The following is a 24041-nucleotide window of genomic DNA, read 5'->3' as shown; positions in this document are numbered from 1 at the left end:
GCACCGCGAAAGCGGCTGGTAAAGGAATGAGAGATAACTGAACGATCTCTGCTGCAGCAGAGTATCGTGCGACAGCACGATAAGTGAAGGCACCGCGAAAGCGGCTAATTTGAGAATTAGGGAATTAGAGTCTACATATTCTAATTAAACCTTTGCGATCTGCAAATTCCTAACAATTCCAATTGGTTGTTACTGGGGCACAATAAAAATATTGACCAATTTTAAACCTTTGAATTGAATTTGTGTCAAATGGTAGTACTTCAATTTTTGAACATAAAATAAAGTTTCTATGAAAATTCAAAAGGTTATTTCCATTCTTGTAATCATTGGAATGGTTGTTTTTCAATCCTGCAGAAAGGATGGTTTGTTTGGTGACAATGCATTTGTAAATTCATCTTTAGATTTGGCTACCCAACAAAATCTTCTTGAAATTAATGAGTCTGAAATTAATGACCAAATCGAAAATGGTTTGCAGACTGCTCAGTCTCGGACTTATCCAGTCAGGACCTGGTTGAATACTAAAGGAACTTATCCCAATACTTTGATTATTGATTATGGTTCAACGGGCGTAACAGGTCCCAATGGACATATCAGGAGGGGTATCATAACTGTTCAAATGTCCGCCCCCCTTAATACTACCGGTGCTGTCCGCACGGTAAATCACACGAATTTCTATCTTGATGACATTAAAATTCAGGGCACTATAGTGCTTACGAATGTAGGCAAGAATGCATTGAGCCAAAACGTACTGAGCAGGTTGGTTACCAATAGAAAATTATCGTTCCCTTCAGGGAAAATTATTGAGTGGGAAGGCAATCAAACACTTACTCAAATTGAAGGATCGCTGACCGATAAAATAATTGCCGATGATGTATGGTCAATACTTGGATCTTCCACCGGTGTAAACAGGGCCGGAGATTCGTTTACGGTCACAACTGTCGATGCTCTAATTTATAAAGCAAATTGTCCCTGGCTGGTGCAGGGTAAGCTGAGCTTAAAAACCAATAACTCTATCTACAGTATTGATTATGGCGAAGGCTTCTGTAACAGTCTTGCGGTGGTTACTCTACCGGATGGAGAAACAAAAGAAATAAATCTACTTAGGTGGTGGTAGTAGATAAATAAAAAAGCCAATGATTTTCATTGGCTTTTCTATTTTAAGAATAAACTATTTTGTGAAGCAATATATTTAATTCCACTAAACTTTAGGCGGAATAAGATAATACAATACCGGGGTGACCAATCTACTTAAGAGCGTTGAACTGATCAAACCGCCAATCAACACAATGGCCAATGGACTGATCAAAGGAGATCTTTCCATCACCAAAGGTGTAAGTCCGCCAATCGCTGTAAGTGAAGTCAACAAAATGGGTAAAAAACGAGTCTCGGCACCATCAAGCACAGCCTCGAGAAGTCCCATTCCTTTGGCACGAAGACCGTTGGTGTAGTCAACCATTAATATTGAATTTTTAATCTCTATTCCTGCCAGTGCAATGATTCCAACGGTGGCCACAAATGAAAGTGTTTCTCCTGCTGCAAACAAACCAACAAATGCGCCAATGATGCCCATTGGAATTACGCTCAACACAATGAGGGTCGATTTGAAAGTTCTAAATTCAAGAATCAGAATCGCAAGTAAACCAAAAATTGCCAACATGATGATGGTTCCAATTCCCCCGAAGGACTCATCTCTTGATTCTCTTTCACCCGCAGCGATCAACCTGTAAGAAGGTGGCATCGGAACTTGATCCTTTACCTTTTGAATGATCTCATTGGTCATCTGATCGGTGTTAAAACCGGTGGCCACAAATGAACTTACCGAACTGTATCGTTCTTTATTGAAATGATGGATTACCGGTGCGGATGGAGTCATATGAATGGTAGCAATATTCTTTAAAGGAACCAATGCTCCACTTAATGATGTAACATTGATGCGGTCAAAATTTTCCAATGCATTGCTGCTTGGTTTTTCAAGACTTACCAGAATAGAAGACTCCTCCCCTTCTTCATCTCTGATTTCACTGACCTCCAATCCGGCAATGGCTAGCCTGATGGTTTTTGCAATTTCTGCTGTGGTCAATCCAAACATACCGGCCTTTTCTCTGTCAATTTCGATTTGAATATCTGATTTCTTAAATTTTAAATCATTGCGCACATAAAGTGCCCCAGGCGTTGCATTCACTATTTGTTCAACGTGATTGGCAAGAGATTGTAAAGTATCGAGATTGCTGCCTAGTATGCGCATCTCGATGGGAGCCGTGATGGGAGGGCCCTGTTGAAATCGTCTGACCTTTGCTTCTGCACCGGCAAATTGTTTTAATTCTCCTCTCAGTTTGTCTGCAAATTGTACGATTTCCGGAACAGTAGTTTCGTCGTCCAAAAAAATCATCATCTGTGCAGCATCATCCGAATTTTGCTTTTGAAATTCGTTGTAATAAATTCTTGGATTTCCTTTGCCTACATTGGATGCCAATCTTTTCACTTCAGGTTTGCCCAGGATAAATTGTTCAATTTTGCGCACCAATTTGTCTGTATGTTTTAAGTTGCTGGTTGGTTCTGTTTCTATGTCCACGATAATGATGGGTTTTTCGGAAGCAGGAAATAAACTAAACCCCAACCGCGGCACCAAAGTAAAAGATGCCACAAAAATCGCAGCTGCAGCCAACAGCGTTTTTACAGGGTGGCCGATGCACCAGACTAAAAGTTTTTGATAAGGGGCGTTGATGTAATTTTTAAATGCAAGAAAGAAAATGTTTCCATCCTGATGGCTGTCCTTTTCATGAGCCTTTAGCAAGATGCTGGATAAAAATGGGATGATGGTAACTGACACAAATAAGGAGGCCAAAACTGTAAGCATAACCGCCATAGGAAGCGAGCGAATAAAATCACCGGAACCTTCCGGCAGGTTTGCAAGAGGAAGGAATGCCAATAGTAAAGTTGCCGTACAACCAAGGACCGCAACGAGTATGTGATTTGTTGCAGATACAGCAGCCTCTTTTGCAGAGATACCTTTCCGCATGTACCGCTCAATATTTTCTACTACTACAATGCTGTCGTCCACCAATAAACCCAGGGCAATTACCATTCCTACTATACTCAACTGATTCAAGGTATAACCCATCAGGTCCAATAAAAATAATCCAATACTGAGTGACAATGGTATGGAGATCATCACAATAAAAGATGCGCGGGTTCCTAATGGAAGCAAAGTCAGCAAGACTAAAAAAATTGCAATCAAAAAATCCATTCCCAAGCCAGATAGTCTGCTTCGCACTCCTTTCTCCTGATCAAATGCTTGTTCCATTCTGATGTCTGCAGGAAGCGTTGAAGCAAATTCATCTAGTACCTGTTGCATCTTTTTACGCACTGAGATGATGTTCTTTTTATCCTTCATGGCAGTTACTACCCAGAGTGCTCTGCTCCCATTGAAACGTGCAATGTGATCTTCTTCTTTTTCATCAAAATAAACTTGTGCAATGTCTGCCAATCTTAAAGTTTTTCCATCTTTGTTGGTGTGGATGATGGTTTGCTGAATGTCTTCAATTCTTTCAAATTCAGAAGAAGTCTTGATGTTAAATTTTCGATGTCCCAGATCGACATCACCTCCGGGTATGTTGATGTTGTTGGCCTGTATCAAACCCAATGCCTGATTTAAACCAATTTTTAATTGAGCCATCCGCTCAAGGTTTAATTCAATTTTTACCTGCCGTTCCGGAACCCCTTGTATTTCTACAAATTTAATTTCTTTGATGCGCTCCAATTCACGTTCCAGTCGTTCAGCTTCAGACTTCATTTTTTGAGGATCTGCGGTCTCCGAGACCAAAGCAGTTTGTAGAATGGCTACATCGCTGCTCGCAGCACGCTTGACAGTAAGTTCGATCAAACCATCCGGAAGCTCAGGACGAAGTCTGTTAATTTCTCTTACGATGTCGTTGTTCTTGGCTTCGACATCTACACCATAATTAAAATCTACCAGCATCACCATGAGACCATCAGAAATGGAGGTGTTTATTTTTTTTATATCGGATAGTTGGTATAATTCTTCTTCGATCGGATCTACAATAAGTTGTTCCATATCCTTCGGAGTGGTGCCGGGATAAATAGCCACTATTGAAAAAATGGGCGCACCAAAAGGAGGATCTTCACTACGTGGCATATTCATTAAAGAATTGGCTCCGAGGATAAGCACTGCAATAAACAGTACTAAAGTAAATTGATAATTTTTTACAAAAAACTGATTAAAAGACATGATCTATGTTTTAGTAACCGAAGTGATCAATTTTATTTTGAAATATTAATGCTAATTAACTTTACGAACCAGATCCCCTTCTTCGAGATAGGAAGACCCTGTTGTGATGACTTCATCCGGTAGAGTTGAATCTGATTGGATGGCCACTTTATCACCCATCAATCTGATAATTTTCAACATTTTCTTTTTAGCTTTTCCATCTTCGATGATAAAAACATAAGCTGATTGTTGATTCATTTCCACCATTGCTTCAATGGGAATGGTCGTATAGGTAGAACCGGATTTTGGATAGATGTTGGTTTTGGCTACAAGACCTGCTGCGAGAGAGCTGTTCAGATTTTTTATTTTTAATATGACATCCAGCGTGCCGCTTGCGTCCCCGCCTACAGGGGCCTTGTCATCCACCACCGCAGCAAACTTTTTCTCCGGGTAAGCATCCAAACTTAATTCAGCCTGGTCACCGATGTTAACCCTAGCCCAATCCCGATCTGTAAGACCTACTCTTACCGTCCAATCCTGATTTTGGGTTCCTATTACAACGTAGACAGGCGTACCCGGTCCGGCCAGTTCACCTGGATGCAAAATTTGTTTTACGATTCTTCCTGAAATTGGTGAACGAACTTCGCTGTACCCTTTGTTGAAGCGCGCAATCTCAGCAGACTTTTCGGCCATCTCCAAGGCGGTGGATGCATTTTGAAATTGCTCCAAAGTAGCGACGCTGTCGGCATAAAGATTTTTGACACGATTTAAATCACGCAATGACTTTTGCAAAGCTTCTTCCGCCATTTTAACCTGAGCATTTATTTCAGTCATGAGCAAAGTGGCGAGCAATTGTCCTTTTTTTACGGCATCGCCTTCCTTAACAAAAGTACGGGCGATGACCCCTCCTGTTTTAAACGATGGTTTTGCATCAGATTCCGACATGACAATTCCCAGCGCAGAAATGGATTCAGATTCTTTACTGGTTGCTATTTTAGCAGTTTTCACAGGAATGGTATTTAAATCCTGAGCGATGTCTGTCGGAGTAATTTGAGCTTGTTTTTTACATCCAAGTAATAGGAATAAAAAGAATAAACCGGAGAAGAAAAACTTTTTCATTTGGTCGAATTATATTGAAATAAAAAATTTGATTAGTCGATGGGAAAATTGGCAGTGTTGTACAAATGTTCTGCCCATCTGATCCAAACCTGAAATCTGGACAGACTGTATTCTGTTTCCGTACGGAACAACTGAGTCTGTGCATCCAGCAGCTCCAAATAATTTACGGATCCTTCTTTATATTTTTTAAAAATTTCCTGATACAATTTCTTTGCATGGTCGATGCGTGGCGCAAATGTGTTTGCTTGTGCACGCGCAGATTCCAAATTGTTTAGACTGGAAGCGGAGCGAAGTCCAAATTGATCTTTTAGATGATCGTGTCTGGATTGAATGGCCGCAATGGCAGATTTATTTTGGTCTTTTCTCAATTTATGACGAGCGCCGTCATAGAGATTGATTTCCAAATTAATTCCAAGCAAAACATAAGGATCAAAACCAAAATCAAATTCCTGTGAACCCAGATCGAGTTGGGCGCCCAAACGTGGTCTGTAAAATTGATTTTCCTTTTTCTGCAGGAGTTCGTTGATTTTTATACCTGATTTCAATTGTTCCAATTCCTCTGCGTCGTCAGCCGGGAATTTATTCAACTCAGGAAATTCTGTAAGTACCAATTGGCTTATCAGATTTTCCACCTCTGGTCCCATCAGAAAAGACAAATAATTAAATGCATTCTTCCGGATGGCCTCTGTTTCTAATTTTTTTGCTTCCAGAGAGGCTCTTTCTGACTCTATGCGATGAAGTGCCGAAGGCAAGGCAATTCCATTCCTGATCATGCTGGAAGTTGTTCTGACAGCTTCTGCCAACAAAGTATCCGTTTGTGAAATAATCCGTTGATAAGCCTCCGCACTTTTGTATTGAAAAAGGGTCGTCATGAGCTCTTTGCTGAGTAAGCGTTTATAAGCTTTCACCTCCAGTTGTTGGAGCTTTAATTTTTCCTCATGGATAGATTTATTCACGCTGATCTCAGGATAATAAATGGGTTGTTGCACCCTGAGTCGGGCATCGTAGAAATTATTGGGTAAAAACTGGGTTTCCACATTTTCCAGACTCCCAAAATTATTCGTGCCTGTCAGCTGGTTCAGGGTATTGTAGACCGGATTAAAGAGATCCCCAATAGGTAAGGCAATAGATCTGCCTCCGTAAGCCAGTGTGTATTGAGTTCCAAAATTTACGGTGGGTCTGTACAAGGCTTTTGCTTCCAGGAAAGCAGACTCTGCTTTTTGAAGTTCAAAACTTCTGGCTTGCAATTCTTTACTTTGTTTCCAGGTGGCTTTGACGAGGGGCCCAAAGTCCTGTGCCTGAATAAGAGGGCTGATCAATAAGAAAAAAAAGATCAAATGAAGGAGTCTATAAATTGTGATCATAATATATACACTGTTTAGCAAAAAGGTAAAAAAATTATTCGTTGATAAAAATGCAATTCATGATGTGATCCAGCGTGGCTGCCACCAGATGATCCGGATGAGCTTTTTCGATGATGTCCAGTCGTTGAGATTGGACCAAGCTGACAAGTCCATGGACATTGCTCCATAGTTGGAGGGCCATGATGTGTGGATCGTTGCCTCTAGTTCTTCTGCTGTCGATGACTTCCTGACAGGTGGAAACCAGGAGTTCGAAGAGGCTCAAGCCTTGCCCCCAGACTTCCTTGCATCGCTCCAGATGGTTCATTGGTTTTTCAGAATTGAACATCAGTTCATACCAATCCGGATTGTCGATTCCAAACCGCACGTAACCTCTGCCGATGGCAGCGATCCGCTTCACCGGATCAGGTTCGGAGATGGCTTCCATCAAAAACTTACCCATCAGCGTAAAGCCCATTTCCATGAGCGAAAACAGGATTTCGTCCTTATCCTTGAAGTACAGGTAAATGGTCGCCGGGCTGTATTCTGCGGCGGTGGCAATTTTTCGGATGGACAACTGATCCTGTCCTTCTTTGGAAAGTATTTCTTTTGCTTTTAGGAGAATGAGTTCCCGCAATTCAATTTTTTCCCTTTCCTTTCTTTCAGAAATTCCCATGTACAGCTTGATTAGTTAGTGAATAAGTCATTTAAAAAGCAACCGGTGAAAAATAAGACATTTGCTTTGGGAGTTTTTCATTCTTCCAATTGCTTTCTTCAATTGTATAAATGACTCCCTTTTCACAAACCCCATTTTGATCAGTTTTTCAAATTAACAACGCAAATATAATGAACAGTGTTTAGTAAAATGATAATTATTGTATAAATATTTTTTTATAAAATATATATATAATTTAATATCAATATATTATTAAATTTTTATTTGAAATATTTCAAATTAGAACAGAAGAAAATTTTATACATTCATTTAGGATAGAACCTATAACATGGGCTTGTCGATTAAAGTCCATAAATTCTAGGGGCTCCCTGGTAAACTCTTTGCTTTGATAAAATTGATGAAAATAAGTCTCAAAACAGGAATCTCTCTATCACCCATTCAAGCTCATTCATCTGGTACTTTTCCGAAAGTAAAGGAAGAGTAAAATCATCACTATTTTTACCAATTACCACAAACCATGGTTTGTTGAATAATTTGAAATGATCAACCATTGTCCAAAACTTAAATCAATTTTATGGAAACAGAACAAACGGAAAAAACTGAGAAACTAGGCTTCATGAACATCCTGATTATCTTATTGTCCATTTATGTGTTGGTAGCACTGATGCTTGACACCCTGTTAAAATTGCCGCCGGAAATATCCAAAATATTGCATTTACTAGATCATATGATTTGCATGGTTTTCTTATTTGATTTTGCCTATCGGTTTTATCATGCTAAGAGCAAGTTGGAATATATGAAGTGGGGTTGGATAGACCTGCTGGCGAGTATTCCAGCGGTGGATGCCCTGAGAACAGGAAGGGCTTTCCGTCTCATCAGATTGCTGCGAATCCTGAGAGCCTTTAAATCCGTACATCATCTGGTGAACCATGTTTATCAAAAAAGGACCAATAGTGCCCTTGGAACCGCTGCCATAGTGGCCACCTTTATGATCATATTTGCGTCCATAGCCATCCTGCAGGTGGAACACGATCCAGAAAGCAATATCCTGACTGATGAGGACGCTATTTGGTGGGCATACTCCACAATTAATTACGGCGCCTATGGAGATAAATATCCCGTTACCACAGAAGGCCGAATCATTGCAGGAATCCTGATGACAACCGGAGTGGCTTTGTTTGGAACTGTAACTGCTTATATGGCTTCCTGGTTTATGGGAGAAATTAAAGGGGAAGGGTCAAACCAGTGAATGTTATTGGCTTTTCATAAGAGAATTCAATACAACTCACATAAGAATTAAAATATGCTCCGTGATTTTCATTCAATAGAAGAAATCGGAACTTTAAAATATTTGCTTGACTTCTTCCTTTTCCTAACTGTATTTCAATAAAATATATTTGTTAAAGCAACCTATAAAGATGAAGACAGAATGAATTATTCTCTACGCGGAGGAGGGTGATGAAGAATGAGTTTTAAAATTCTAACATAATATTACAAAGTTCATTCAAAATTCTAGTTGGGTAAACCTGATTATTCAATTCAGCATCCTCATCCATTCAGAGCTTTCAAAAAAAGGAATATTCTGTTCCTTGCATAACTCCCTACAATAATCCACAGCTTTAAAGTTTAAATTCTTCTGCTGGTCATAAAAAAATACTACAGATGAAGGCTTCATATTTTTTATTCCCAATATCAATACTCGGTAAAGTTCTGCATTATCTCCTGCAATTGGTATATCCACTGTATGAAGCGCATCCATATGGTTCGCAAGAACATGGTATTGGTAGTCGGTTAGTTCAGATGGAAACATTCGCTCAGGATTTTGGAGTATATGTTTGCCGGAAGGACAATCCTCATCGGGTCTGTTGTAGAAATGCAGGTAGGTATGACTTTTGACAATTCTTTGCAGCCTCCATTCCTGAGAAATCCCATAGTTAAATATTCCTGCAGCTCCTTTATTGTGCAAAGAACGAAAAACCATATTATTCCCAGCTCCGGAAAGAATGGAAGCCAGTTGACTGATTTTATCTGCATCTTCAGCAATTATAGAAGATGATCCTATAAAGGTACAAACCGAATTATCTTGATTGAACGGCTCTATTATATGTGAAATTTTAGAATTATCCATAAGCTTTTAATTTAAAGGTGAATTTAACTAACACAGGTTATATGAAAATAATTCCATTTATATTGATTTATAGAGGTTTTACTTTCTGCACCAGCCTTGGGAGAAAAACTAACACATTTATTACCTGGCCGTAATTCAAATAAAATCAAGAATACAAATTTATTATGAATCAAAACGGCTTGCATTCAGAACGCTGCTATAAAAGTAGGGATTTCCTTCATTGGGGGAAGGAAAAGTGGTACACCATTAAATCATCCTTGTGGGCTTTAGAATTTAAATTTAACAAGTTGGATGTTTCAGAAATATTTAGTTTGGTACAAGAATAAAAGCTGCATTGCCCAGGTAAAATGTGGTCTGGCAAATTAAGATCGAATTATGGGGGAATATATCATCTTTGGCAGAATGAAAATAATAAAACCGGAATGGAAGAAGGCTATTTATTTAAAAAACATAACAAGATAAAATATCTTTCATAACTTGGTCACCATATCTAACCTATTAAACCCTTTACAATGGCCCAAATTGAATCCATTCGCTACAGTGCAACCGGTAAGGATTTTACCATAAAAATAAAATTTGAAAAAGAGGATTATGGGATACCCTTCCGAGTGGAAATTTATGGTTATACATCAGCTGATAAGACTCAAATCGAAGAAGACTGGGAACTGATTTCCACTATTGATGACATTACAGGTACAGAAAAAATCCACTACATAATAGAGCCTTATGATTTTGAAAAAAATTATTTAAATAAGAGTTATTTAAAGATTCATTTTAAAGCCTCTTTATTTAAAGAAGTTGGTACTTGCATGGGAGTTCCTGAAGTCATTTAAAAATAATGGGATCGAGATTGAGTTTTTAAAATCTCAGAGCCTTAAGTTGTATTAAACCTAATACAATAATTAGGGATTAGAACTCGACTGTATATTAATTCACTTAAATCACATTACATAATAATATAATATGTTCTGATAGATTTAAATTGTGCCATTTTTTGATTCAATTAATATGGAGTTCTTTTATCCCAATCATTTTTTGAATATAAATGCATATTGAGAACCTAGGACATTGACAATAATCTGAAATCAAAAATATAATATGTTGATTTTCAAATATTTTAATATTAATCAATATGTCTATTTAAAATTTCTTGATAATTATAAATCCTATTAAATAGTGAATGAGCCTGAATCTGTGAGTTTCATAGATTAACATTTTTAAGACCTTCTTTCAGATTTGGAAAAAATTGTATTATACTTGCTCTTGAACCAGGAGTAAATACCTGGAACAACACGAAGTTTCTATGAATTCATTATGGTTAATAGCAAATTTTTCAATTTATTTAGTCAATTCTTGATCAAATGTAAAGTTAAAAGTAATACTATGCCAATCAAACCTCGACCTTATACTTTATACGTTTTTTTAAACGATTAAGATTTTAACAATTTAACCCTAGCAAAAACAATCTGATTATTTAGTACTTTTATTAAATTCTTAAGACTATTCTTAAAACTAAACAGAATATCTACCCAGGTGACTAAAATAAAAACCATACATACAAGCAGAACAATGATTTACACTGAGTTGGAAAAGGTGATGGCCTATTCCCTCGAAAACGATAATTTTTTAAAATCTTTAGGGCAAAATGTGACCGGCAAAAAATCTAACTCAGGTGTTGAAAAAACTGCCAACTATTTGAAACGGCTGTATGGCTTTGATATGCAGTATTCACCATTTGTTGCTTTCAAATACTTCTGGAAAATTTCAGACCCGAATGAAAAACCTTTGATTTCTTTTGTGTATGCGGTTAATCACGATGACTTATTGGCTGAAAGTGTTCAGTTTTTACAAAGCGTAAAGCCTGGAGTAAAATCATTCAACCATCTTATCGATAAGGATGGAATATTTTGTATTCCTTCGGATAATACCGAACACGCCCGTTCAGAACGGTTGAGAGATTATTTGCAACAGGTTTTTGTCAGAGAATGGATCAACCAAACCATTACCCTACTACTGCAAATAGAAGGTGCAAAATCCACCAACTTAGAAGCCTGGCTGCTGGATGTGTATTTTGTGCAGCATTGCAAGGTGTTTCAAAACCGTCCATTTATCTGGCATATCTGGGATGGCCACAAGGATGGTTTTTCGGCCTTGGTCAATCACCACAAATTAGACAAAGACAATCTTTCCAAACTCACCTATACGTATCTCAATGATTGGATTCATGAATGCGTAGCCAGAAAGAATGCAGGCGAAAGCAGTGCAGAAGGTTTGCTCAGTGCCGCACAAAAACTAAAAGAAAACTTAGAAGCCATCCTGCGTGGCGAAGCCCCTTACGACATTTTTGTTCGTTGGAAATCATTAGAGCAACAACCCATCGGTTGGGAGCCTGATTTAAACGATGGTGTGCGGTTAAATATTCGTCCGTTTGTAGAAGCCGGTGTACTCCGCAGTAAATTCAATGTAAAATGGGGTGTAGATATAGGGAAGAATCCGCCGGGGAGTCCATAGGCTGAGGTGAGGAATAATGATAGAAATCTTAGTTTGGAGGAAAAGAGGATAGCAAAATAAATCTAAAAATAAATTGATATGACAATTGAGAGCTTTTTAGAAAAAATGAAAGAATTCATGTCAGCCCTTAACATAAACCAGTTAATTGCCGGTTCGGATTATCGCTACTTGGGAATAAATTATGATATTGCATTTGGATCTCCGGGTGGCTCCTATGATCCTTCAAAATATCCAGGTTTTCAATTTTCAAATGATGTTGAAAAGCTTCTAATTCGCATGATGTCAGAAAAAAATAAAATTATTATAGAAGATATCAATAATAAAAACATGATTTTGAACTATTCGTTGAATAATGAAAATTTTATAAGCGAAAATCCAAAATCAATCGAGATAAAAGACAATTACATAATGACAGTAAGACATAAAATCAGTAAAGATACTGTCAAAAAAGCACTATTTGAAGTTGGAATGAAATCTGACACAGTTTACAAAGGCGATTCAGATAATTGGCATGAAATCATTTTTAGTTTGATTTCTTGGGCTAGAAAGAGAGCAGCAGCCAAAAATAAAATAAGACCACTTTTAGGAAATGATTACGATAACCAGGATATAGTTACAAATTATGATTTTGATGAAATAGCAAAAATTAAGCCATTAAATAGAATATTGTACGGTCCACCCGGCACAGGTAAGACATTTCACAGTATTACCCATGCTGTATCCATAATTGACAATGAACCAATTGAAAATCTATATAAAAAATGTCAAAACAATGAAAACAGATCTGCAATAAAATTGAGGTTTGACGAATTGGTATTATTTGGCCAAATTGTGTTTACTACTTTCCATCAAAGTTTGAGTTATGAAGATTTTATTGAAGGAATAAAACCTTTACCCCCTGAAAAGGATCGAGATTTAAAATATGATATTGTAAATGGTATTTTTAAGACTTTATGTAACCGTGCGGAAAGTAATTGGTTGAGTCATCATCAAAAAGATGGCAATAAGGTTACTTTTGAAAATGTATTTGATGAATTTAAAGAGAAATGGGAGGCGGAACCTAATATGAAATTTGGTATGAAAACTGAAGGCAAGGAATTTAGAATAACGGGATTTTCAAATAAATCAATTTATTTCAAAAAGGCTAGTGGAGGTGAAGGACATTCTTTAAGCATCAATACACTAAGAGATATTTATTATAAAAAGAGAGCTACATGGGAAAATGGGGTAGGAATATACTATCCTGGTATATTGGAAAAATTAAATGTCTTCGTTCCCTCTCTTAGTGAGAGTCCTGATAAAGTCAATAACTTCGTTTTAATAATTGATGAAATTAATAGAGGTAATGTCTCTCAAATATTTGGAGAGTTGATTACATTAATTGAAGATGACAAAAGGATTGGAGAGCCTGAAGCACTCAAGGTAACATTACCATATTCAGGAGATTATTTTGCAGTTCCTCCAAATTTATATCTAATAGGAACCATGAATACTGCAGATCGAAGTGTGGAAGCCCTTGACACGGCATTGCGGCGGAGATTTTCATTTAAGCAGCTTTCACCAGATGCTAGCTTGCTCGATGCTACAGAGGAAGGCATCGATCTGAAGTTGATGTTAGAGAAAATGAATAAGCGACTAACTATTTTGAAGGATAGCGACCATACCATTGGACATGCATGGTTTATGGAGAACGTGGCAAAAAAAAATGTGGTATGGTTGCAAGGTGTTTTCAGAGATAAAATTCTCCCACTATTGCAAGAATATTTTTACGGTGACTTTGAAAAAATTGGAATGGTTTTAGGTGAGCGATTTTTCGAAGAAATGAATTGTGTAAATAAAAAGGACTTTGCCAAATTTACAAAAGGGACTAATCAAGCCAATCTATACAATCAGTCCTGGCAATACAAATTGAAATCGGCAGAATATTTAACTGAAGTTGATTTTAAGGCCATTTACGATACTTCTTTAAATAAACAAACTGGATCGGACGAAGATGAATAAGTCCATTAAGAGATATGAGTATGGATCGTTGAACTTAGGCGAAGAGGGATTTGATGAAATCCACTGGAAGGCATTGGGAGAATACGAACAAAAAAATGGAAAAGGATTCTTTACACTTTTTCCTGATAGGATAAAATTTGCTCAATATGTAGGTGTAATTCAAGTGAATGAATTAACAATAGAGATTTTGCCCAAAGTCGATGCAAGTACATTGGATAGTAAAAAAGCAAAATGGCAGCAATTCCTGTTAGATATGTTACAGGAGTGCCATTGGATGCAAACCTGGAGCCACCAGAAAGCATTTCTTCAATTCAAGAACAACAACATATTAGAGGCCTATCTTGGCATCTTCCTAAACGAATGCAAGCAATTGTTTAGGATGGGTCTCATTAAAAAATATAGGAAGGAAGAAAAGAATTTGTATGCTTTAAAGGGGAAATTGCTTTTTGGGGAACAAATTCGAAAAAACCTAGTGCATCAAGAAAGATTCTTTACCAGGCATATAGTATATGACAAGAATAATGTATACAACCAAATTCTTGAAAAGGCAATACAGTTGGTTCTTCATCTTACAGCCAATCCTTCGCTAAAAGATGAAGCCAACCAACTTCTGTTTGGTTTTCCTGAACTTGATTGCATAATTCCCACCCAAAAATTATTTGATAGACTAACTTTCGACAGAAAAACGGAACCATATAGAGAACCTATTGCAATTGCAGCCATGCTATTACTCAATTACAGACCTGATATATCAAACGGCAACAATCATATACTGTCTTTGCTTTTTGATATGAATGAATTATGGGAGGAGTATATCTACAGACAACTGTCAATGGCGGCAGGTGATGTTTGGGAAGTCAGTTATCAGCAACAGCGTCATTTTTGGACAAGTTCAGAGCTCGAAGTGACTAAGATCATTAAACCGGATATTGTAATGAAACACCGGGAATCTGGTAAAAAAGTGATTGTGGATACCAAATGGAAAATGCCTGATGATGATGTACCTGCTGACGCCGATTTAAAACAGATGTTTGCATACAACGAATACTGGAAGAGTGAAATTGCTGTATTACTTTATCCATCGGCAGCATTTGAGAAAAGTGTGAGTTATGTCAATGGAATGTTCATAGGCACAAAAGCGAGACCAGAAAGACATATCTGCGGCATTGCAAGAGTTTCTGTTTTAGATAAAAGTGGCAACCTGCTAAACAAAAATATTGGTCGTACTATTATTAAGCAAATAGAGGCATTTGAAATAAACTCAAGTCTGCAGCCGCAATACTGATAAGACAAAGTTAAAAATATAAGTATACAAAGAATCAAAGCATTTACTATAAAGTCTTAAAAGTATTAAAGCAGACAGAAAACTATAACAGCAATTTTACAGTTAAGATGGAAGTCATCCTATGGCCAGATCCAGAAAACCAATGGTGCCACGTAATTATGGTATTACAGGAAAGTGTTCCAACCTACTCATCTATGGAAACTTAGAACCATCCAAAAACAAGTTTCAACCATTTGTCTAAAGTTTATGATCGCTAAAGTGTTTCCTGAGGTCAAATGGGATGCTGATGCCATTCCTATTATTTACATACTGGTGTGGCAAAATCAGATTTAGGATATGTAGAAAATGCCGTCTCCATCATTCAACTTTTATTAGAATGCCAATGTACCGGTACGCAGTTTATTCAGGAAAATGGAAGAGAATGGAGCATCCAGGCAGAATTCACCTGGGCCCGCTTCTTACCAGGAAAGCGTTCTTTTGCAGAACAAAATTTATACAGTAAATCAAAAGAATTAATCGGAGAAAGAGATCCATGAGCATATGAATTCTCTATTCAACTCCGAGCTTTTGATGCATCTAAAAATGGAAATGGAATAAACATGGCTGTACTAATAGGCCTATGCAGTTCCATCCTGGAAAAAAACAATAAAGGAGGTTTAGTAATCGTTGGTCAGTTGAACCTAGGAGGTTCAATTGATTTGGTCTACAATGCAGTCAATCTTGCTGAATTAGCCGTTGAAAAAGGAGCCTCAACACTTTTAATACCCTTGAATGCCAGAAAACAATTGACCAAATTATCAGATGAAATGATCACTAAAATTAATATTCAGTACTACACTGATTTGAAAGACTTTTTGGTAAAAGCACTTTTAGATTAAAACGAATTAAACCCCATTTACCTTTAAAAATTAGGCGAATGGTATCAAAGTTCATAGGGTAAACACAAAGAATGTTGACAACTCAATTGCAACTTAATCAAACAGCGGTTTAAGTTTAAGCAATCAATTTAAAAATATTAACTTAGTGTTTAAAATTACATTCAATTTTGTATTGGAAAGTAAATTGTCAATAGCTCCTTATATTTTATGAAAATCTATAAAGAAACAAACAGGCTTATACTTCGTGAACTACTCCCAACAGATGAAGATTTTCTTTTTAAATTGGACTCAAATCCTTTGGTTCATAAATATCTAGGGAATAATCCGGTCAAAGACATAGAAGAAATCAAAAAAGTCATACAGTCCATTAGACAACAGTACATTGATAACGGTATTGGTCGGTGGGCAGTTATAGAAAAGGAGACCGGCAAATTTATGGGTTGGAGTGGGTTAAAATTTATTAAAGAATATGAAAATAACCACATTAATTTTTACGATGTAGGTTATCGCTTACTTCCGGAGTTTTGGGGTAGTGGGTATGCTACTGAGTCAGCCCAAGCAGCTCTAGAATATGGATTTATCCAATTGGATTTACCTGAGATCATTGGCATGGTACATGAAGAAAATGTCGCGTCCCGCACAGTCCTACAAAAATGTGGTTTGAAATTTATTGAGAAATTCATGTGGGGCGACATCAGGTGTGACTGGATGAAAATCACCAGATCAGAATGGAAAATGGACTATAAATAAAACGATTTAAACCTACATTGTATTTCCATTTTATGAGAATGGAGTTTAATAAAATAATGGATTCTAATTTTTTATTAAACATTGTACTCAATGTCATTTATTTTGCTCATTGAGAAAAAGATCCTAAAATAGTTTCCTTCCATGCATGTCAAATTCGCTATTAACATCTAAAAGTTACTTTGTCTCCTATCAGATTTTGTAAAACTTTCTAAATGAATTCGGTATCTTTGTAATAACTTATAAAGTTTAATATTGCCTTACTTCATATTGATTTTCTCCAAATAATTGCTGTATAATTATCTCCGAAATTCTTTCCTAAATGGTACACAAAAAAGTAAAATACCAACTTCCTGCGGTTGAAATTGACATGGGTGGAATTCAGGTAAAACAAGCTTTGCCGACGATTCGGATAGAGCAGGTAGATCCATTTTTATTGCTGCACCATGGTAAGTTTACATTTACTGAACTTGCCCCTGCCCTGCATCAGGGAGTAGGCCCGCATCCGCATCGGGGATTTTCACCGGTTACCTTTGTGGTGGATGGAGAAGTCCATCATCGTGACAGTCGCGGCAATAGTCAAATTGCACATAAGGGAGACGTACAATGGTTGAATGCAGGTGCCGGCATTATCCACAGTGAAAGACCTTCTCAAGAATTGTCTGATCGAAACGGCACGCAGGAAATCATACAGCTGTGGATCAACACCCCTGCTGCAAATAAAATGAAACAACCCTTTTATCAATATTTACCCTCTGATGAACTAAATGTTTTCCATTCTGAAGACCAACTCGTGTCCAACAAATTAATTGCAGGAAACTTAATGGGCAAAAAGTCCAAAGTAGTTACCGAAAGTGAATTGCTGATCGTATGGAGTGAGTCGGCAACAGCAGGCAAACAAACATTCCAAGTACCGGATGAATTCAACACCATGCTGTACATTGTTAATGGCACTGTCATCATCAGTGGGTATGGCCTTGTCGAAGCCGAAAAATTAGTTGTTTTCGACCAAAGCCCTGGTGAGGTAGAAATTTTTTCAAAAACAGCCTCACAATATATTTTATTATCTGGAGCGCCCTTGCATGAAAAGGTGGTACAACAAGGTCCCTTTGTGATGAATTCCGAAACAGAAATTCTGCTTGCCATGCGGGACTACCAAATGGGTAAAATGGGATTGCTCATAGAAGAATAATCGAGAAGCTTTTTCCATACTAAAAACCATTTACTCCTATTTTGGTTTGATTGAGTGCAATCAAAAACACAAACATGGAAATAGGTATTGATAGTTTTGCCGCTGCTCCGGTGCATACAAAGGTGAATCCCGCCAGAATGCTCAATGAGCTCATAGAAAGAATTGAATTTGCAGATCAGGTTGGACTGGATGTATTTGGAATGGGAGAACATTACCGAAAAGAATTTTTGGACTCCGCCTCTTCCATGATTTTGGCAGCCGCCGCCTCTCGGACATCCAGGATTCGATTGACGAGCGCAGTTACTGTATTGAGTGCCGCCGATCCGGTGAGGGTTTTCCAAAATTTCGCCACCTTGGATTTAATTTCCAATGGAAGGGCTGAGATAGTTGCCGGGCGGGGATCGTTTATTGAATCCTTTCCACTATTTGGTTTGAATTTAAATGATTACGATGCATTGTTCACGGAAAAATTAGATCTCTTATTGAAAATACGTGATCAGGAATTTATAACCTGGTCCGGTAAATTTCGACCTGCGCTTCAGCATCAACCAATTTATCCTCGACCATTTCAAGAAAAGTTACCAATTTGGCTTGGTGTGGGTGGTACTCCTGCTTCTTTTGTGCGTGCGGGGCAACTTGGATTGCCACTGATGGTTGCCATCATTGGTGGGGAGACACATCGCTTCAGACCATTGATTGATTTATACAAGCAAGCCGGACAAAAAGCCGGTCATGATCTCTCCGAATTAAAAGTCGGATTACATTCTCTGGGTTATGTTGCTGAGCAAACAGACGAAGCCATCGCAAATTATTATCCCGGCTATGCAGAGATGTTTACTCAAATTGGAAAAGAGCGTGGTTTTGCCCCTGTAACACGAGCCGGTTTTGATGCTCAAAACGGGCCCTTAGGTGCATTATTGGTTGGCAATCCGGAAGAAGTTGCTGCAAAAATTCTTCGCCACAGTGAAGCCCTTGGTGGGATTTCCAGATTTACCTTCCAGATGGATGCCGGGCTATCACACGAAAAACTCATGCAGGCAATTGAATTAATTGGTAAAAAGGTTTCGCCACTGGTAAACAATGGCCATTCATAGAATTTTTGAAGATTCTTTGGATGTAAAGAAACAGTGCACTATCTGCCACCTTTGTTCCATTTTATTTTTAGGTTTCAAAAATGATATTATATACTACAACTGATTAATTTTGGTTGAATGTGGAGATTGTAAAAATGAATAATCAATAAAATGGCAAAAAATAAAACTGTAGAAACCGATCAGAATGTGTATGATTTCATTCATTCATTTGCTGAAACTGAACAAAAGCAAAAGGATAGTTTAAGCTTGATCAAGCTTATGGAAAATATTTCCGGGTTTGAAGCTAAAATGTGGGGACCCAGCATCATTGGCTTTGGCAATTACCATTACAAATATGACAGCGGGCATGAAGGAATTGCACCCCTGATTGGATTTTCACCGCGCAAAGCTGCCATATCGCTTTATGTTTTCACAGGTCTGGAGGAGCACAAGGATTTATTAAATGGCCTTGGAAAATTCAAAATGGGGAAAGCTTGTATTTATGTAAATAAATTAACTGACATAGACTTATTGAAATTGGAATTTCTTATGAGAGAATCTATCCAATACCTGCAAAAGAAATACGGAAATAAATAATTAAAGAGCGACAATAATTAGAAGTGTTGCTTGTCATACTTCCTGATAACAATTGTCATTTAAAAAATAAAAATAAATTAGCATCTTAGCCGACGTATCTATCTAAATAGTCCAGTATGAAAATTTTAAATGAATCGGAAGAGACCGGTTGTTGCAAAAGATTCCGTCCGGAACCTTGGGATGAAAAGGAAGTGAATTTTAATGACAAATTATTTGTAAAGGATCACGTAATCAGTTTTTTTCACATTCCGATCAATTATGGAAAAGTGATGAAAAGGAATATGGAAAAAATTGAACAGGCGGGCGCAAAGGTGGAAGTACCGCTTATGCTTTCAGATGAAAATTCCCTATGGGGCAGTGAGGTTTACATTTCCGTCAGTAAGGAAGTGCCCAATTCAGAGATGGCGAGGGTTTCCGGAAATTTTTTATCCAAAGTGTTTGAAGGTCCTTATAGCAAGATGGAAGATTGGATTGGAGAAATGAAAAAATTCGTAACAGCCCGAAACAAGGTGATGAAAAAATTGTATTTCTTTTACACCACATGTCCGTCCTGTGCTAAAGCATATGGTAAAAACTATACCGTAATTCTGGCAGAAATTTAACATCAAAAACCTCATTGACATTGATTTTTATATATATTTTTATTATAATATGTTTTTAATATTGCCATCTCTAAATATTGCACAAGTTAAGGATGCGGGCTAAGCGGATAGTTGGTGATGTCAAACTATATATTGAAGTCGCAGATGGTAATTTAATCCATCAGACAGCATGGCTGGAATGCCTTTCTGAAGCTACATAAAGGTGGCGGTTAAGCTTTGTCCCAAAATATAATTGGGTCCCTATGCCGAGAATCTATTCAGGAAGCATTAATTTTAAACCTTCAATACACTTAAAGCAGGGAAATATTTGAATCAAATTGGGTATTATCTCAAAAAAGTTCGATTGCCATCAGATAGTTTGTCTGGTCGGCTTAACTTGCAGGATTTAATTCATTTTCATTCGCTTCAAGCCGTATTGCTGTGTTTCGTATTATCATTTTAAACATTCACTCAAGATAATTTAAACCAAGTATGATCAATCATTCACTTAAATCAAGCACACTGATTTTTTTTCAAAATCTTTCCTTGTTGTTCATTTTATTTTCTGTCTCACCTGTAGTTGGACAAATTTCAGAAAATAATTATCGGATATATTCGGTAAAACTCAGCAAGGAGGTCACCTTGAAAGACATTGCAGAAGACATGCAAAATTATCAGGTACTTTTTTTTGGTGAAGAGCACAATGATTCAGTGGCTCATTATCTGGAAAACAAGATGCTGGAAACTATGCATCAGAAATATTCGAACAACACTGCACTTGCCATGGAAATGTTTGACAGAGATGTGCAGACTGTCATGAATGAATATCTCAAAGGGGGAATACGTGAGAAGAACTTTACAAAAGATGCAAGGGTATGGAGCAATTACAGAGATTACAAACCCATGGTTGAGTTTTCCAAAACCAATGGACTGGATATTGTTTGTGCCAACGCTCCAAGTCGCTACACTAATCTTGCCGGTAGAAAAGGTCAACAAGCACTGATGGCTCTTTCCGATGAATCCAAAAGATTTTTTGCACCCTTGCCCTATGATACCGCCTCCGGAAAATATTATGACAAGCTGATGGCCTTGACGGCACACGCTCCTGCAGCCACCACAGATACCACTAAGAAAGCTGCTCCTGTCATGCAAATGGGCGGATTTAATTTAATTTTGGGACAGTCACTTTGGGATGCAACGATGGCCTATTCCATTGCAAATTATCTGAAAAAGAACAAGCATAAGAAAGTGATGCAGGTCAACGGTCGTTTTCACAGTGATGAAGGATTTGCAATCGTGACGCAATTAAAAAAATATCATCCAAAAGCAAAATCCCTTATCATTTCAACCGGGACTGATGATTCATTTCCAAATATAGATTGGAGTCAACACAAACACCTGGGAGATTACATCATCATCACAGATCCAAGTGTGCCGCGAACTTTCAAAGAATAATTTTTTTTTGCTGGCATGATGGTGTGCTTCCACAATATATCTTCTACCAAAAATTAAGTAAGTTGGGTAGTCAAATAAATCAATCCGGATAGGTTTAAAATGTTTTTGACGAAACAATAATAACATGAATTATAATGTTGCTAAAATTTCCTTGCTATTAACAATTTGTTTTTGCTTTTCTCAACTTACTGCGCAAGTTTATGGCGAACATGGGATGGTTGTTACCTCCAATAAACTTGCTTCACAGACAGGGATTGACATTTTGCAAAAAGGAGGGAATGCCATTGATGCAAGTATTGCGACTGCTTTTGCGCTGGCGGTCACCCACCCTGCTGCAGGAAATATTGGAGGTGGTGGATTTTTAGTTTACATGAATTCATCAGGTGCGGTCACCACCATTGACTTTCGGGAAAAGGCACCTCTAGCAGCAACTGCCAATATGTTTCTTGACAATGAAGGCAAACTGATAGAAGATCTCAATCACAACAGTATAAAAGCCATTGGAGTCCCGGGTACTGTAGCCGGACTTTTTCTGGCGCACCGCAAATATGGAAAGTTGCCCTGGTCTGTTTTAATACAACCCTCCATAGACCTCGCTCAAAAAGGGTTTCCTATGACCTGGAGTTTATATCAGGAAGCACAATGGTTGTCCAGAGAATCTTCTTCAAAATCATTTATACAAAACTATTTTAACAACTCGAAAAGCGCACTCACCAGACCCGGAGAATTATGGAAACAACCGGCACTTGCCAAAACCCTGACACTTATCAGGGATAAAGGTCAGGATGGATTTTACAAGGGTGCAGTTGCAGAAGAGATTGAGCAATTCATGGTACAAAATGGTGGCATTCTCACCAAAAAAGATCTTGAAAAATATCAGGCCATAGAACGCAAACCAATAAAAGGAAGCTACAAAGGATATGACATTTATTCAATGCCTCCTCCGAGTTCGGGAGGAGTTGCCTTGGTAGAAATGTTGAACATAATGGAATGTGCAAATCTGAAGGAGGTTGAATTCAACTCAACAGGATATGTTCACTTGTTGGCTGAAGTGATGCGCCGAACATTTGCAGATCGCGCACAACACTTAGGTGATCCTGATTTCAACAGCAATATGCCGATTGAAAAATTGACTTCAAAAGAATTTGCTAAAAATCGTTTCCGACAAATTGATATGAATTCAGCTTCCAGAAGTGACTCTTCCACATTTGGTCAACCTTATGATGGAAATAATACAACTCACTTTTCTGTGGTGGACAAAGATGGTAACGCGGTTTCACTGACCTACACCCTGGAGGATAGCTATGGCTCAAAAATGGGTTCGAACAAACTTGGCTTTATTTTCAACAACGAAATGGGAGATTTTAATCCTGTCCCGGGGGTTACCAACTCAGGAGGTCAAATTGGCTCTGCTGCGAATATCATTGCACCTGAAAAGAGGATGCTTTCTAGTATGACCCCCACGATAGTAGCAAAGGATGGCAAACCGTTTTTGATTATAGGAAGTCCCGGAGGACGAACTATTATAAATACTGTATTTCAAACAATCCTGAATGTGCTCTCTTACGACATGCAAATTGATCAAGCCATTGAAGCCATGAAAATTCACCATCAATGGCTACCTGATGTCATTTACTATGAAAAACATCTCATGTCTCCGGACACCAGAAAATCACTTCAACTAATGGGACATAAATTGCAAGAAGTGGACAGACTAGGATCATTAATGGGAATCACCTATGATCCAGCTTTAAAAATTTATATGGGTGCTGCAGATTCTTCCAGTCCTGATGGCGGGGCGGTGGGGTATTGATACTTTTGCCAATTTAGGTTTTGATTAATATAGCTTTTAGTATATATATTAAAGTTATTTATATATATATTGAATTCATAATAAAGGGCTATTTGATAAAAAATGACCTTTCGCCTTGGAAAACTTTCGTCCTTATCATGATATCCTAAAGAAAAACGATTGTCCACCGAACGAATCTCTATATAATGTAATACTTGCTTTATAAGAACAACTTTAAGATTGTGAGTAAAAATTTATGAACTACAATAGAGAATTTAGTATTTTTGTAATGTACCTTAAGAAAATACTAAATAAGTCTTAAGTTGCACAATATTACACCATGAATGAGAAGGCTAGATAAAAATTTAAAAGTTAATTTACTTGCATTATCAGATTTATCTGTTCAAAATCTAATTAATAATTTAAGGAAATACATAA

The 24041-nt window shown here is 37.6% G+C and carries 18 protein-coding genes and 1 pseudogene; 14 read left to right on the top strand and 5 right to left on the bottom strand.

Going from position 1 to position 24041, the window contains the following annotated elements:
* Window positions 1-289 precede the first annotated feature (289 nt).
* On the top strand, window positions 290-1114 hold the full coding sequence (locus tag IPJ53_05750) for a hypothetical protein (protein MBK7798591.1): 825 nt from the start codon (window positions 290-292) through the stop codon (window positions 1112-1114).
* A gap of 84 nt (window positions 1115-1198) precedes the next feature.
* Here the strand turns inward: IPJ53_05750 and IPJ53_05745 are convergent, their stop codons facing one another.
* From IPJ53_05745 to IPJ53_05730, 4 genes are read right to left on the bottom strand one after another with little or no spacing between them, the layout of a single operon-like run.
* Window positions 1199-4249 carry an efflux RND transporter permease subunit gene (locus IPJ53_05745; GenBank protein MBK7798590.1) on the bottom strand — a complete coding sequence of 1017 codons (3051 nt, stop codon included), beginning with the start codon at window positions 4247-4249 and terminating at the stop codon, window positions 1199-1201.
* A gap of 51 nt (window positions 4250-4300) precedes the next feature.
* Window positions 4301-5347, bottom strand: a complete 1047-nt coding sequence (locus tag IPJ53_05740; GenBank protein MBK7798589.1) for an efflux RND transporter periplasmic adaptor subunit — start codon at window positions 5345-5347, stop codon at window positions 4301-4303.
* Between the two features lie 32 nt (window positions 5348-5379).
* Window positions 5380-6711: a TolC family protein gene (locus tag IPJ53_05735; GenBank protein ID MBK7798588.1), complete on the bottom strand. Its 1332-nt coding sequence runs from the start codon at window positions 6709-6711 to the stop codon at window positions 5380-5382.
* 34 nt (window positions 6712-6745) lie between these two features.
* The gene (locus IPJ53_05730) at window positions 6746-7363 is read right to left on the bottom strand and encodes a TetR/AcrR family transcriptional regulator (protein ID MBK7798587.1); all 618 of its coding nucleotides are present in this window, start codon (window positions 7361-7363) and stop codon (window positions 6746-6748) included.
* Window positions 7364-7937: 574 nt separating this feature from the next.
* Between IPJ53_05730 and IPJ53_05725 the strand changes: the two genes are divergently transcribed.
* Entirely contained in the window at window positions 7938-8612 is a 675-nt protein-coding gene (locus IPJ53_05725; GenBank protein MBK7798586.1) for a potassium channel family protein, read from the top strand.
* Window positions 8613-8897: 285 nt separating this feature from the next.
* On the opposite strand, the gene IPJ53_05720 is transcribed toward IPJ53_05725, so the two are convergent.
* Window positions 8898-9491 (bottom strand): hypothetical protein, encoded by a 594-nt coding sequence (locus IPJ53_05720; protein MBK7798585.1) that lies wholly within the window; start codon window positions 9489-9491, stop codon window positions 8898-8900.
* A gap of 512 nt (window positions 9492-10003) precedes the next feature.
* On the opposite strand from IPJ53_05720, the gene IPJ53_05715 reads away from it, so the two are divergent.
* The 12 genes and pseudogenes from IPJ53_05715 (at window position 10004) to ggt (ending at window position 23624) form a co-directional block, all read left to right on the top strand.
* Entirely contained in the window at window positions 10004-10324 is a 321-nt protein-coding gene (locus tag IPJ53_05715) for a hypothetical protein (GenBank protein MBK7798584.1), read from the top strand.
* 700 nt (window positions 10325-11024) lie between these two features.
* Entirely contained in the window at window positions 11025-12002 is a 978-nt protein-coding gene (locus tag IPJ53_05710; protein ID MBK7798583.1) for a hypothetical protein, read from the top strand.
* 78 nt (window positions 12003-12080) lie between these two features.
* Window positions 12081-14003: an AAA family ATPase gene (locus IPJ53_05705; GenBank protein MBK7798582.1), complete on the top strand. Its 1923-nt coding sequence runs from the start codon at window positions 12081-12083 to the stop codon at window positions 14001-14003.
* Entirely contained in the window at window positions 13996-15288 is a 1293-nt protein-coding gene (locus IPJ53_05700; protein MBK7798581.1) for a restriction endonuclease, read from the top strand. The genes IPJ53_05705 and IPJ53_05700 overlap by 8 nt, the downstream gene beginning before the upstream one ends.
* A gap of 411 nt (window positions 15289-15699) precedes the next feature.
* A pseudogene (locus IPJ53_05695) lies at window positions 15700-16166 on the top strand (hypothetical protein).
* A 207-nt stretch (window positions 16167-16373) separates the two neighbouring features.
* Complete coding sequence (locus IPJ53_05690; GenBank protein MBK7798580.1) at window positions 16374-16916, top strand: GNAT family N-acetyltransferase; 543 nt, start codon at window positions 16374-16376, stop codon at window positions 16914-16916.
* Between the two features lie 319 nt (window positions 16917-17235).
* Window positions 17236-18105, top strand: coding sequence for a pirin family protein (locus IPJ53_05685; protein ID MBK7798579.1), 870 nt, complete (start codon window positions 17236-17238; stop codon window positions 18103-18105).
* Between the two features lie 74 nt (window positions 18106-18179).
* Window positions 18180-19199 carry an LLM class flavin-dependent oxidoreductase gene (locus IPJ53_05680; protein ID MBK7798578.1) on the top strand — a complete coding sequence of 340 codons (1020 nt, stop codon included), beginning with the start codon at window positions 18180-18182 and terminating at the stop codon, window positions 19197-19199.
* Between the two features lie 150 nt (window positions 19200-19349).
* Window positions 19350-19775, top strand: coding sequence for a DUF1801 domain-containing protein (locus IPJ53_05675; protein MBK7798577.1), 426 nt, complete (start codon window positions 19350-19352; stop codon window positions 19773-19775).
* A 116-nt stretch (window positions 19776-19891) separates the two neighbouring features.
* Window positions 19892-20377 carry a hypothetical protein gene (locus tag IPJ53_05670; protein MBK7798576.1) on the top strand — a complete coding sequence of 162 codons (486 nt, stop codon included), beginning with the start codon at window positions 19892-19894 and terminating at the stop codon, window positions 20375-20377.
* A 471-nt stretch (window positions 20378-20848) separates the two neighbouring features.
* Window positions 20849-21811, top strand: a complete 963-nt coding sequence (locus tag IPJ53_05665; GenBank protein MBK7798575.1) for a ChaN family lipoprotein — start codon at window positions 20849-20851, stop codon at window positions 21809-21811.
* Between the two features lie 124 nt (window positions 21812-21935).
* Window positions 21936-23624: a gamma-glutamyltransferase gene (gene ggt, locus IPJ53_05660; protein ID MBK7798574.1), complete on the top strand. Its 1689-nt coding sequence runs from the start codon at window positions 21936-21938 to the stop codon at window positions 23622-23624.
* The last annotated feature ends 417 nt before the right edge of the window (window positions 23625-24041 follow it).

The organism is Candidatus Vicinibacter affinis, assembly GCA_016714365.1.
Classification (GTDB): Bacteria; Bacteroidota; Bacteroidia; order Chitinophagales; family Saprospiraceae; genus Vicinibacter; species Vicinibacter affinis.
The sequence above is the reverse complement of the archived record's forward strand: the minus strand, read 5'-3'. Positions and strand labels throughout refer to the sequence as shown.